The following is a 12,844-nucleotide window of genomic DNA, read 5'->3' on the forward strand; positions in this document are numbered from 1 at the left end:
CGCCAGCAGATCCCCAGCGGTTCGAACACCACCCAATGGGGTGAATCAGGGGGTTTTCCCCTTCCCTCCCGGAATGACGCTGTGCAAAGCTTTCATTACCCTCGGTTTACCGAGTCTTGATGGTCCGTCCCGACGGCCCTCGGCGAGACGTCCCGCACCTCGCCCAGGCCCCTGGCGGGCCCTGATGGTCAAGGTCCGGCCGGTGACACCCGCACTCCCCGCCGCGCCCACGCCATCCCGCCACACCGTCGCGACCCACGACAGCCGATCCGCCCCGGAGCCCCACCCACCGCCGGACCTGACTGCGTTCGTTCCCCCGGACAGACGGGAAGACAATGACCCTCGACATCTCCAGCGCCCCCATCGCCTCCGACACCACCGACCACGCACCACCGGGCCCCGGCACCAAGGCCCGCTGGGCCCAGGACCTCTCCGCCTCCCTGGTGGTCTTCCTGATCGCCGTGCCGTTCTCCCTCGGCATCGCGCTCGCCACCGGTGCCCCGCTCACCGCCGGCCTCGCCGCCGCGGCCGTCGGTGGCATCGTCGTCGGACTGTTCGGCGGCACCCCGCTCCAGGTCAGCGGCCCCTCGGCCGCGCTGACCGTGATCACCGCCGGACTGATCGTCCAGTACGGGTGGCGGGCCACCTGCGCCATCACCCTGGCCGCCGGGCTGCTCCAACTCCTGCTCGGCCTGCGCCGGGTGGCCCGGACCGCGCTCGCCGTCTCGCCCGCCATCGTGCACGGCATGCTGGCCGGGGTCGGGCTCACCATCGCCATCGCGCAGCTGCACGTCGTCCTCGGCGGCTCCCCGCAGAGCTCCGCGATCGCCAACCTCCTCGCGCTGCCAGGCCAGTTGGCCGGGCCGCACCCGCCCGCGCTGCTGGCCGGCTCGGTGACCGTGGCCGTCCTGCTGGGCTGGCCCCGCCTCGGCCGGCTCCCCGGCCGCGCAGGCGAGTTCGGCGCCAGGCTGGCCAAGGTGCCGGGCCCGCTGGCCGCCGTCGCCACCGCGACCGCGCTCGCCCTGGCCCTGGACCTGCGGCTCGCCCACATCGGGCTGCCCGCCTGGCAGCCGCACGCCCTCGTGCCGGCACTGCCGCACGGCCCGCCGGCCGGGGTGCTGGCCGCCGTCCTGACCGTCACCGCCGTCGCCGGCGTGGAGTCGCTGCTGTCCGCCGTCGCGGTCGACCGGATGTCCCGCCGTACCGGCGACCTCGACCGCGAACTGCGCGGCCAGGGCCTGGCCAACATCGTCAGCGGGCTGGTCGGCGGGCTTCCCGTCGCCGGCGGCGCCGTCCGCAGCACCGCCAACGTGCGGGCCGGCGGCCAGACCAGGTGGTCCTCGGTGCTGCACGGCGTCTGGGTGCTCGCCGCCGCACTGGCGCTGACCGGCGGGCTGCGCCGGATCCCGCTGGCCGCGCTGGCCGCGCTGGTGCTGGTGGTCGGGCTGCAGATGGTGAGCTTCGCGCACATCCGCAACGTGCACCGGCACCGCGAGTTCCCGGTCTACCTGACCACCGTGCTCGGCGTGGTGGCGCTCGGCGTGCTGTGGGGCGTCGCGCTCGGCGCCGGCACCGCCGTGCTGCTCGCGCTCTACCGGCTGACCCGCGCCCACGTGGACGTGCTGGCCGGCCCGGCCGGCGCGGTCACCGTCCAGACGCACGGGCCGCTCACCTTCACCGCCGTGCCCCGGCTGAGCCGGGCGCTGGCCGGGATCCCCTCCGGCGCCGAGGTCACCGTGGTCCACGACGGCTCCTTCCTGGACCACGCCGCGTACGAGACGCTGCACAGCTGGCGGACGGGCCACCAGGCCGCGGGCGGACGGGTCTCGATGGTGACGCGCCGCAGGGACGACGAGGTGCTCGACCCCGACGGCACCGTCCGGGCGGGCAGTTCACCCGGCCCGCACCGCTGCCGGGCCTGGACGCCCTGGGTCGGCCACCACTGCATCGAGCAGCAGGAGGATCCGCACGGCCGGCTGCTGGACGGCGTCCGGGTGTTCCAGCAGCACACCGCCCCGCTGATCCGGCCCGAACTCGCCCGGCTGGCCCGGGAGGGGCAGACGCCCTCCCAGCTCTTCCTGACCTGCGCGGACTCCCGGATGGTCACCAGCATGATCACCAACAGCGGCCCGGGGGACCTGTTCACCGTCCGCAACGTCGGCAACCTGGTACCGGCCCCGTACGAGCCCGGCGCGGCCGACGACTCGGTGGCGGCCGCGGTGCAGTACGCGGTCGAGGTCCTGGAGGTCGGCTCGATCACGGTCTGCGGCCACTCCGGCTGCGGCGCGATGAAGGCCCTGCTGGACGGCGTGCACGAGCGCCCCGGGCCGCCCACCCCGCTGGCCCGCTGGCTGCGCAACGGCCGCGGCTCGCTGGACCGGCTCCGCCGGGTCCCCGCCGGGTTCGACGCGCGGCCGGTGGTGGACCTGGTGGAGCAGCTCTGCATCACCAACGTGGTCCAGCAGCTGGACCAGCTGCTGGCCAACCCGGCCGTGGAGCGCCGGGTGGAGGAGGGCACCCTGCGGCTGGTCGGGATGTACTTCGACTTCGCGACCGCCCAGGCCTACGTGCTCGACCGGGCCGAGGGGACGTTCAGTCCGATCGAGGCGCGCATCGGGACGGCAGCGGCCGCAACCGCGGCCGGCCCGGCAGCGCCGAGGACACCGCCGGCCGGGCCGGTGGCGGGCGACACGCCCGAACGGGTGAATGAGGACGGCCGGGTTCCCACCGGCGGCACCGAGGACGGCCCCTGGCTGGCCGCCTGAGAGCCGGGCCCGTGTCCCCGCCGGGCGGGCCGGGGCACGGGCCCTCCGGCCGTCGTACGGCGCACCGCCCCGAGGCGGTGCGCCGTATGATGGTCCGTTCGACTGTCGGTCAAAGGTCTACACCAATTACCCGGAGGCTCTTGTCAAGTGCCCCATTCGCCTGGTGAGCTGTGCGCTGGGACACACGGGACAATCCCCACGCACGGGATCGTCTCCGATCATGACTCGATGAGGAGTGCGCGTTGAGCAACGAGAGCCTGGCCAACCTGCTCAAGGAGGAGCGGCGATTCGCCCCGCCGGCAGAGCTCGCCGCCGCCGCCAACGTCACCGCGGCCGCGTACGCGCAGGCCTCCGAGGACCGCCTGGGCTTCTGGGCCGAGCAGGCCCGCCGCCTCAGCTGGGCCGTCGAGCCGACCGAGACGCTGGACTGGTCCAACCCGCCCTTCGCCAAGTGGTTCGCCGACGGCAAGCTCAACGTGGCCTACAACTGCGTCGACCGCCACGTCGAGGCCGGTCTCGGCGACCGGGTCGCGATCCACTTCGAGGGCGAGCCCGGCGACAGCCGCTCGATCACCTACGCCCAGCTCAAGGACGAGGTCTCGCAGGCCGCCAACGCGCTGCTGGAGCTCGGCGTCCGCAAGGGCGACCGGGTCGCGGTCTACCTGCCGATGATCGCCGAGGCGGTCGTCGCGATGCTCGCCTGCGCCCGGATCGGCGCCACCCACTCGGTGGTCTTCGGCGGCTTCTCCGCCGACGCCGTCGCCTCCCGCATCGAGGACGCCCAGGCCAAGCTCGTCATCACCGCCGACGGCGGCTACCGCCGCGGCAAGCCGTCCGCGCTCAAGCCGGCCATCGACGAGGCGCTCACCAAGGTCGACGGCGTCGAGCACGTCCTGGTGATCCGCCGCACCGGGCAGGAGATCTCCTGGACCGAGGGCCGTGACGTCTGGTGGCACGAGATCACCGCGCGCCAGTCCACCGAGCACGCCCCCGAGGCGCACGACGCCGAGCACCCGCTGTTCATCCTCTACACCTCGGGCACCACCGGTAAGCCCAAGGGCATCCTGCACACCTCGGGCGGCTACCTCACCCAGGCCAGCTACACCCACCACGCGGTCTTCGACCTCAAGCCGGAGACCGACGTCTACTGGTGCACCGCCGACATCGGCTGGGTCACCGGCCACTCGTACATCGTCTACGGCCCGCTCTCCAACGGCGCCACCCAGGTCATCTACGAGGGCACCCCGGACACCCCGCACCAGGGCCGGTTCTGGGAGATCGTCCAGAAGTACGGCGTGACGATCCTCTACACCGCGCCGACCGCGATCCGCACCTTCATGAAGTGGGGCGACGACATCCCCGCGAAGTTCGACCTGTCCTCGCTGCGGGTGCTGGGCAGCGTCGGCGAGCCGATCAACCCCGAGGCCTGGATCTGGTACCGCGAGCACATCGGCGCCGGCAAGACCCCGATCGTGGACACCTGGTGGCAGACCGAGACCGGCGCCATGATGATCAGCCCGCTGCCGGGCGTCACCGAGACCAAGCCGGGCTCGGCCCAGCGCGCCCTGCCGGGCATCGCGGCCACCGTGGTCGACGACGAGGCCAACGAGGTCCCGAACGGCTCCGGCGGCTACCTGGTGCTCACCGAGCCGTGGCCGTCCATGCTGCGCACCATCTGGGGCGACGACCAGCGCTACATCGACACCTACTGGTCGCGCTTCGCGGGCCGCTACTTCGCCGGTGACGGCGCCAAGAAGGACGAGGACGGCGACATCTGGCTGCTCGGCCGGGTCGACGACGTCATGCTCGTCTCGGGCCACAACATCTCCACCACCGAGGTCGAGTCGGCCCTGGTCGGCCACCCGTCGGTGGCCGAGTCCGCCGTGGTCGGCGCCACGGACGCCACCACCGGCCAGGCCATCGTCGCCTTCGTGATCCTGCGCGGCGGCGCCACCGAGAGCCCGGAGCTGGTCGAGGAGCTGCGCGCGCACGTCGGCCGCACGCTCGGCCCGATCGCCAAGCCGAAGCAGGTCAAGGTGGTCGGCGAGCTGCCGAAGACCCGCTCCGGCAAGATCATGCGCCGTCTGCTGCGCGACATCGCCGAGGGCCGCGAGGTCGGTGACACCACCACCCTCGCCGACAGCACGGTGATGAGCCAGATCCAGGCCCAGCTGCCGCTGGCGGGTGGCAACGGCTGAGCCGGCCGACACGGTGAAGCGTGCCCCGGGCGGTGGTCACCGCCCGGGGCACAGCCATGCCGCGGGTCTGAAGCCCCCTTCCGGTCGGCCGCCGGGGTGTACAGCGGGGCGGCCGGGAGCGGGCGGTGCCCCGACCGACGGTGCCGCGTTCACCCGTCTGCGAGCGGCCTGGGCCATTCGGGTGCCGTGCCGCTGCTCCTCCGGAGTGCAGAACCCACCCGTAGGGCTTAAGTCCTTGAATAGGACAATCCGGATGTCACCCGAACGATCCCCTAGACTGTTAACGACGCATCAAGATCCCTGAACGGGAGTCCGAGCGTCACAGGGCGCGCCGGGAAGTCTGGTCGGCAACTGCACCACACGTGCATCCGTTGCCGCTCCCAGCCCCTCAGGAGGTCCTCGTGACCGACCAGCCGCCCGTCCACGAGCCGACGACCCGCCGCCGGCAGCTGCTCGGCCGGCTGTCCCTGCCCGAGCGGACGTTCATCACCGACGCCCTGCGCACCGAGACGGTCGGCGGCGTGCTGCTGCTGCTCGCCGCCGTGGCCGCGCTGGTCTGGGCCAACGTCTGGCCGCACGCGTACGAGAGCGTCCTCGACTACACCGTCGGGCCCTCCGCCCCGCTGCACCTCGACCTCACCCTCGGCAACTGGGCCAAGGACGGCCTGCTGACGATCTTCTTCTTCGTGGCCGGGATCGAGCTCAAGCGCGAGTTCGTCGCGGGCGAGCTGCGCACCCCGAGCGCCGCGCTGCTCCCGGTGGTGGCCGCCGTCTGCGGCGTCGCGCTGCCGGCGATCCTCTTCGCGCTCGTCAACTCGGGCAGCGGCGGTCACCCCAGCGGTTGGGCCATCCCGACCGCCACCGACATCGCCTTCGCGCTCGGCGTGCTGGCCGTGGTCGGCAGCCACCTGCCGTCCGCCCTGCGCGCCTTCCTGCTCACCCTCGCCGTGGTGGACGACCTGATCGCGATCCTGATCATCGCGGTCTTCTACAGCTCCGGCATCAGGTTCTGGGCGCTCGGCCTGGCCTTCGCCGGCCTGGTGCTGTTCTGGTTCCTGCACCGGCGCGGGGTGCACGGCTGGTACCTGTTCGTACCGCTGGCCGTCGTGAACTGGGCGCTGATGCACGAGAGCGGCATCCACGCCACGGTCGCGGGCGTCGCGATGGGCCTGATGCTGCGCTGCCACCGGGAGGGCGACGAGCAGCACTCCCCCGGCGAGCACATCGAGCACCTGGTCCGCCCGCTCTCGGCCGGCCTGGCCGTCCCGGTGTTCGCACTGTTCGCCGCCGGGGTGACGATCTCCGGCCCGTCGCTGCGCGAGGTGTTCACCCAGGCCACGCCGCTCGGCATCGTCATCGGCCTGCTGGTCGGCAAGACGGTGGGCATATTCGGCGGCACCTGGCTGGCCGCCCGGTTCACCCGGGCCGAGCTGAACCCGAAGCTCAGGTGGGCCGACATGTTCGCGGTCTCGGTGCTCGCGGGCATCGGCTTCACCGTCTCGCTGCTGATCAGCGAACTGGCGTTCCGCGACGACCTGGCCCTCGCCGACCTCTCCAAGACGGCCGTCCTGGTCGGCTCGCTGCTCTGCGCGACGGTGGCCACCGTGCTGCTCAAGCTCCGCAACCGGCACTACCGCGAGCTGTGCGAGGAGGAGGACCGGGACGTGGACGGCGACGGCGTCCCGGACGTCTACCAGGAGGACGACCCGGCCTGGCGGGCCCGGGCCGCCGGGCTCGCCCCGCGACCCGACGGCGAGGGGCCGGAGAAGCCCCGCTGAGGCCCGCCGGCGGCCCGGCAGAGCCCGGACACGTCCCCCCGGCGGGGCCCCGGAGTGGTGTGCGACTGACCGGTAGGGGCATGATTCTGAGCTGTCGACAGTCCACTGACGCCTCCGGGCCCCTCCGGCCCCCCGAACCGCACCACGCGGCGGCGTCACGCCGCACAGCCGCAGAGGAGAACCGCTGATGCCCGCAGGAGCCGCAGACCCGTCCAGCAACGGCCGGGCGCCCTACGAGGGCGAGCGTTCGGTGGGGCAGCTGTTCGCGGCGGCCACCGCCGACCTGTCCGCACTCGTCCACGACGAGATCGCGCTCGCCAAGGCCGAGATCCGGGCGGACGTCAAGCGCGGCGTCTCCGGGGGCGTCTCGCTGGGCGTCGCCGCCGTGGTGGCGCTGGCCGCCGTCCCGATGCTGAGCGCCGCGGCGGCCTTCGGCATCCACGCGCTGGGCCTGTCGCTCGGCTGGTCGTTCCTCATCGTGGCCGGCGCCTACCTGCTGCTCGCGGTGCTGCTCGGGCTGATGGCCTGGCGCTCGTTCAAGCGGATCGAGAAGCCGCACCGCACCATCGAGGGCGCCCAGAAGACCGCCGACGTGCTGAAGAACGCCCGGCCGCGCCCGGCCACCAAGGAGGAGATCGACCGGGCCCTGGGCCGCATCCCGTAACCGTCCGTCCGGTGGCGGTGCACGCCGCCCGCCCGGACCCGCCGGGAGCGAGTGCCGGGCGCCGTCCGGCGCACGGATGTGACACGCTCTCGGTATGCCGCTTGACCAGAAGCCCGTATCCGCGCAGCCGTCCGCCGACTCCGGACCCGACCTGGCACCCGGGGGGGAGCCCGCCGATGAGGCCCCCGGCACCACCCCCGACGGCGGCGCCGAGGCCTGGAGCGTCCGGCAGAGCGGCCCGTGGACGCACCGCGACCTCGCGGCCAACGGCGCCCGGTTCCACATCGCCGAGCTGGGCTCGGGCCCGCTGGTGCTGCTGGTGCACGGCTGGCCCGAGTACTGGTGGGCCTGGCGCCACCAGCTGACCGCGCTCGCCGAGGCCGGCTACCGGGCGGTGGCGCTCGACCTGCGGGGTGTCGGCGGCAGCGACCGCACCCCGCGCGGGTACGACCCGGGCAACCTCGCCCTGGACATCACCGGGGTGATCCGCTCGCTCGGCGAGCGCCGGGCGCACCTGGTCGGGCACGCCGCCGGCGGCACGCTGGCCTGGGTGGCGGCGGTGATGCGCCCGTCGGTGATCCAGAGCCTCACCGTGGTCTCCGCCGCGCACCCCCGGGACCTGCGCCGGGCCCTGCTGACCGACCGCCGCCAGGCGGCCGCCTTCGAGCACGTGCTGGGCTTCCAGCGGCCGTGGATACCGGAACGCCGTCTGGTGGCCGACGACGCCGCGCTGGTCGGCCGCTACCTGGACGCCTGGGCCGGTCCGAACCGGCTGGACGAGGAGGCGGTGCACGCGTACCGGCAGGCCATCCAGATCCCCAGCACGGCGCACTGCTCGATCGAGCCGTACCGCTGGCTGCTGCGCTCGATGGCGCGCCCGGACGGCATCCAGTTCGCCCGGCGGATGAAGAAGCCGATCACGGCGCCGACCCTGCACGTCCAGGGCGCGGCGGACCCGGTGCTGCTGTCGCACACCGCGCTGGGCAGCGGCGAGTACGTGGCGGCGCCGTACCGCTGGCGGCTGATGCCGGGGGTCGGGCACTTCCCGCACGAGGAGGCCCCGGAACAGTTCACCGCGGAGCTGCTGGACTGGGTCGGCCGTCACAAGGAGTGATGGCGCAGGAGCGGCGAAGGGGCCGGGAGGGAAGGGCCCTTGGCCCCAACTCCCTTGATCTGACGCACATATGACAACCGCATAGGCCATTTTCGACGCGCGCCCGGCGGTTACCCCCACCGGCCCAGGGGCATCCATTCCGGTATGACCTGGATGCCCGATCGCGGCGGCGCCCCGCGCGCCCGACGCCACAACAGCTCCCAGCGCTCCGCCCACCGCCCCGACTGGGCGGACGACCTCGGCTACGACGGCCCCGACCGCCGTCCACGCCCGGCGCAGCGGCAGCTCGGCATCCCCCGCATCCTCGGCCGACGCGCCCGCTGGGTCGGCGCACGACTGCGGCGCGAGACCTGAGGCCTCGCGCCGCGTCGTCCGGCCGGTCCGGCGGACCGGTTCCGGCCGACCAATCGGTTCGGCCGGTCGGTCCCGCCGGTCGGGTCGGCTGGCCGGCCAGTCCCGCCGGTCAGTTCACGAGCGTCGGCGACACCGCGGTGAACCAGAGCAGGACGAAGGTCGCCACCGACATGATCGGCACCAGCACCTTGGTCTCGACGTTGTTGCCGCTGCGCTTGATCAGCACCACCTCGTAGCGCTCCTTGTGCGGCCAGAGCAGCGGCGCGCCCTTCTTGGTCAGGCAGTCGCCCAGCAAGTGCGCCAGGGTGCCCAGCGCCACCGCGTACGGCAGCCAGCCCGGCGAGTTCGGCATCCAGGTGTTCATCCCGAAGGTGCCGAGCGCGGACAGCCCGATGACGGTGATCCAGCTCTCCGGGCCGTCCCCCGGCGGGCAGAGCCGCAGCGCCCGGATCGCGAGCGCGATCAGGAAGAACGTCAGCACCAGGGTGAAGTTGCGGCCCAGGTAGGTGACGCCCGCCCAGGTGCCGGCGCCCATCAGCGCGACGAACAGCAGCGAGTGGGTGGCGTGCCGGTGCCCGCCGGAGGCCCAGGCCACGAAGCGGCAGAGCGCCTTGGAGATCGGCCCCAGGAAGTTGGCGATCGAGCCGTCGTGGTGGTCGAGGTCCGGCAGCAGGGCCGCCCCCGCGCACAGCACCGTGCCCATCAGTATGTCCGCCGGCTGCAGCGTGGTGTGCAGCAGCAGCGGGGGCAGGAACGGCGCGGAGGCGGCGTACAGCATCGCCCCACTGACCGCGTGCGAGTGACCCATCATCGGACTACCACGACCTCCCGTAAGACTCACTCCGGGACGGCGCCCGGTTGAGCCGAACGGGTGAGCGCGGCAGAGGCTACCAGGGCGGACTGACGGTGTGACGGATATCGGATCGTCGGACCCGGCGCGTCGGACCGCCCCGCGGCCCGGTCAGAGCGCGCAGCCCTGGGTGTCCACCGGGGTGCTCGCGGTGCTGCCCCTCTCCGCGTCCTCCCGCACCTCGGCCGCGGTCAGCACGTACCCGGTGTCGGCGCTGTCCAGCGACTTGGCGAACACCACGCCGTAGACCTGGCCGTCCGGGGTGAGCAGCGGGCCGCCGCTGTTGCCCTGGCGGACCAGCGAGCGGACCGAGTAGACGTCGCGGACCACCTGGCCGCGGTGGTAGATGTCCGGGCCGTTGGCCTGGATCCGGCCGCGGATACGGGCCGGCTGGACGTTGAAGGCGCCGTTCTCCGGGAAACCCGCCACGATCGCGCTGTCATTGGTCTTCGCCTCGCCCGCGAACGCCAGCGGGGGCGCGTTCAGCTTGGGGACGTCCAGGACCGCGATGTCGCGCTGCCAGTCGTAGCGGACCACCGTCGCGTCGTACAGCTGGCCGACCCCGCCGATCTGCACGGTCGGCTCGTCGACCCCGCCGACCACGTGGGCGTTGGTCATCACCCGGTGCGGGGCGAAGACGAAACCGCTGCCCTCCAGGGTCTTGCTGCAGGAGGTGGCGGTGCCGACCACCTTGACCAGGCTCTGCTTGGCCCGCGCCACCGCCGGGCTGCCGGCCAGCGCCGGGTCGGGGGTGTCGACCTGGGTGATCGGCTCGTGCTCGAAGGGGTTGAAGACCTGCGGGAAACCGTTGCGGGCCAGCACCTTGGAGAAGTCCGAGAACCAGTTCGGCGCGTCGTCGGGCAGCGCGTTCTGCACGCCGCCGAGGATCGCCGAGGAGCGGACCTGCTTGGACACCGTCGGCAGCGACGCCCCGGCCAGCGCCGAGCCGATCAGCCAGGCCACCAGCAGCATCGAGACCACGTTCACGGCCGCGCCGCCGGTCGCGTCCAGCACCCGCGCCGGACGGCGGCCGATGTGGCCCCGGAGCTTCCAGCCGAAGTGCGCGGTCACCGCCTGGCCGATCGCGGCGCACACGATCACCACCACCACGGCCACCACCGAGGCCGTGGTGCCCGGGCTGAGGTGGTCGAGCAGCAGCGGCAGCAGCTGGACGGCCAGCAGGCCGCCGCCCAGGAAGCCGACCAGGGACAGGACACCCACCACGAAGCCCTGCCGGTAGCCCGACACGGCGAATGCCACGGCAGCGGCGATCAGCAGCACATCCAGGACGTTCACCCGGACACCCTCCCACGGCCCGCGGCCCGGCCGCGCAGACGGCCCCTCACGTGGGACCGGCGTCGCCGCCCGGCAGCGCCCGGGAGTGGTCGAGATCGCCCTGAACCAGGGCCAGCGCCTCGTCCGAGAGGTCGACGATCCGGGACGGGTCCCAGGGCAGCTCCAGCCCGCCGTGGTGCAGCACCCGGTCGATCACCCCGGCCGTGAACCCCCAGACCAGCCGCCCGGCCACCGCGAAGGCCGGCCCCACGTGCCCGGACGGGTGGCGCAGCCGCACCCGGTTCGCCGGGTCGGCCAGATCGGCGACCGGCACCCGGAACACCGCGCCGGTCTCCCCCTGGTCCACCGGCCGCACCGGCGACTCCTCGCGCCACCAGCCCAGCACCGGGGTCACCACGAACCGGCTGACCGGGATGTACAGCGCCGGCAGCACCGCGAACACCTGCACCCCGGCCGGGTCCAGCCCGGTCTCCTCCCAGGCCTCGCGCAACGCCGCCGCGACCGGGCCCGGGCCGTCCGGGTCACCGTCCTCCGGATCCAGCGCGCCACCCGGGAAGGACGGCTGCCCGGCGTGCGAGCGCAGCGAGCGGGCCCGCTCGATCAGCAGCAGGTCCGGCCCGTTTGGGCCCTCGCCGAACAGCATCAGCACCGCCGCCGCCCGGCCGCCCTCCACCGGCGGCAGGAAGCGGCTCAGCTGCTCCGGCAGCACCCGCTCGGCCGCCTCCCGCACCGGCTCCAGCCAGGCCGGCAGACCGTCCCCCTCGACCACCCGCACCGCCGACGGCTCCGGCGCCCGCCGTGCCTCGCGGGTCACTCGCCCACCGCCAGGTCCGCGATCCGCCCCTGGTGCCCGGCGGCGTCGGCCCGGGCGGCGGCCTCCCCGGGGAAGTCCCCCGGCGGCCTCAGCCGCTGCCCGGGCTGCCCGCCCAGCTCGTACTTGAGCAGCTTGCGCGCCTTCTCCGGGTCGGTCTCGCCCTCCCCGTACGACGGGCAGAGCGGCGCGACCGGGCAGGCGCCGCAGGCGGGCTTGCGGGAGTGGCAGATCCGGCGGCCGTGGAAGACCACCCGGTGCGACAGCATCGTCCACTCCGACTTCGGGAAGATCTCGGCGACGGCCGCCTCGACCTTCACCGGGTCCTCCTCGGCGGTCCAGCCGAACCGCCGGGCCAGCCGCCCGAAATGCGTGTCCACGGTGATCCCGGGCACCCCGAAGGCGTTGCCGAGGACCACGTTGGCGGTCTTGCGGCCCACGCCCGGCAGCTTCACCAGGTCGTCCAGGCGGCCCGGGACCTCGCCGCCGAAGTCGTCGCGCAGGGCGATCGAGAGGCCGATCAGCGACTTCGCCTTGTTCCGGAAGAACCCGGTCGGGCGGATGACCTCCTCCAGCTCCTCCGGGTTCGCCGCCGCCATGTCCTCCGGCGTCGGGTACTTCGCGAACAGCGCCGGCGTCGTCTGGTTCACCCGCAGGTCCGTCGTCTGCGCCGACAGCACGGTCGCCACCAGCAGCTGGAACGGGTTCTCGAAGTCCAGTTCCGGATGCGCGTACGGGTACAGCTCCGTCAACTCGCGGTTGATCCGCCGCGCCCGCCGCACCATCGCCAGGTGCGACTCCGGCTTCCCCGGCTTCACCCCCGGCACGGCCTTCGCCTTCGGTGCCGCCGCCGCCCGGACCTTGCTCTCTGCCATGCACGAAGGCTACGCCGAACGGCCCACGGCGGGCAGCGGATCACCGGAGCCCGCGGCAGCCGCGGACCGACGTTCGGATGGGCGCGGTCTGGTGGCTCGCGACGGCTGGCTGCCCCAGTCTGAGGGCTACGACGACGCG

Annotated in this window: 10 protein-coding genes; 6 read left to right on the top strand and 4 right to left on the bottom strand. The window is 73.4% G+C overall.

Annotated elements, in window-relative coordinates; all coding sequences use genetic code 11:
* Positions 1-335: 335 nt before the first annotated feature.
* The 6 genes from ACFWPT_RS03445 to ACFWPT_RS03470 all read left to right on the top strand — a co-directional run bounded on the left by ACFWPT_RS03445 (position 336) and on the right by ACFWPT_RS03470 (position 8,873).
* Positions 336-2,765, top strand: coding sequence for a SulP family inorganic anion transporter (locus tag ACFWPT_RS03445; protein WP_380479249.1), 2,430 nt, complete (start codon positions 336-338; stop codon positions 2,763-2,765).
* A 242-nt stretch (positions 2,766-3,007) separates the two neighbouring features.
* On the top strand, positions 3,008-4,963 hold the full coding sequence (gene acs, locus ACFWPT_RS03450; protein ID WP_380479253.1) for an acetate--CoA ligase: 1,956 nt from the start codon (positions 3,008-3,010) through the stop codon (positions 4,961-4,963).
* 401 nt (positions 4,964-5,364) lie between these two features.
* A complete protein-coding gene (gene nhaA, locus ACFWPT_RS03455) occupies positions 5,365-6,741 on the top strand; it encodes a Na+/H+ antiporter NhaA (RefSeq protein ID WP_079135771.1) in 1,377 nt (458 codons plus the stop codon).
* Positions 6,742-6,928: 187 nt separating this feature from the next.
* Complete coding sequence (locus tag ACFWPT_RS03460) at positions 6,929-7,405, top strand: phage holin family protein (protein ID WP_063348673.1); 477 nt, start codon at positions 6,929-6,931, stop codon at positions 7,403-7,405.
* Positions 7,406-7,499: 94 nt separating this feature from the next.
* Positions 7,500-8,519, top strand: a complete 1,020-nt coding sequence (locus tag ACFWPT_RS03465; RefSeq protein ID WP_380479256.1) for an alpha/beta fold hydrolase — start codon at positions 7,500-7,502, stop codon at positions 8,517-8,519.
* A 144-nt stretch (positions 8,520-8,663) separates the two neighbouring features.
* Positions 8,664-8,873: a hypothetical protein gene (locus ACFWPT_RS03470; RefSeq protein WP_063348672.1), complete on the top strand. Its 210-nt coding sequence runs from the start codon at positions 8,664-8,666 to the stop codon at positions 8,871-8,873.
* Between the two features lie 109 nt (positions 8,874-8,982).
* On the opposite strand, the gene ACFWPT_RS03475 is transcribed toward ACFWPT_RS03470, so the two are convergent.
* The 4 genes from ACFWPT_RS03475 to nth all read right to left on the bottom strand — a co-directional run bounded on the left by ACFWPT_RS03475 (position 8,983) and on the right by nth (position 12,705).
* On the bottom strand, positions 8,983-9,684 hold the full coding sequence (locus ACFWPT_RS03475; RefSeq protein WP_063348671.1) for a metal-dependent hydrolase: 702 nt from the start codon (positions 9,682-9,684) through the stop codon (positions 8,983-8,985).
* A 150-nt stretch (positions 9,685-9,834) separates the two neighbouring features.
* Positions 9,835-11,019, bottom strand: coding sequence for a MarP family serine protease (locus ACFWPT_RS03480; protein WP_063348670.1), 1,185 nt, complete (start codon positions 11,017-11,019; stop codon positions 9,835-9,837).
* Positions 11,020-11,065: 46 nt separating this feature from the next.
* Entirely contained in the window at positions 11,066-11,833 is a 768-nt protein-coding gene (locus ACFWPT_RS03485; protein ID WP_380479259.1) for an NUDIX hydrolase, read from the bottom strand.
* Positions 11,830-12,705 carry an endonuclease III gene (nth, locus tag ACFWPT_RS03490; RefSeq protein ID WP_380377243.1) on the bottom strand — a complete coding sequence of 292 codons (876 nt, stop codon included), beginning with the start codon at positions 12,703-12,705 and terminating at the stop codon, positions 11,830-11,832. Before nth ends, ACFWPT_RS03485 begins: the two co-directional genes overlap by 4 nt.
* Between the last annotated feature and the right edge of the window lie 139 nt (positions 12,706-12,844).

Source organism: Kitasatospora sp. NPDC058478 (assembly GCF_042720345.1).
Lineage (GTDB): Bacteria > Actinomycetota > Actinomycetes > Streptomycetales > Streptomycetaceae > Kitasatospora.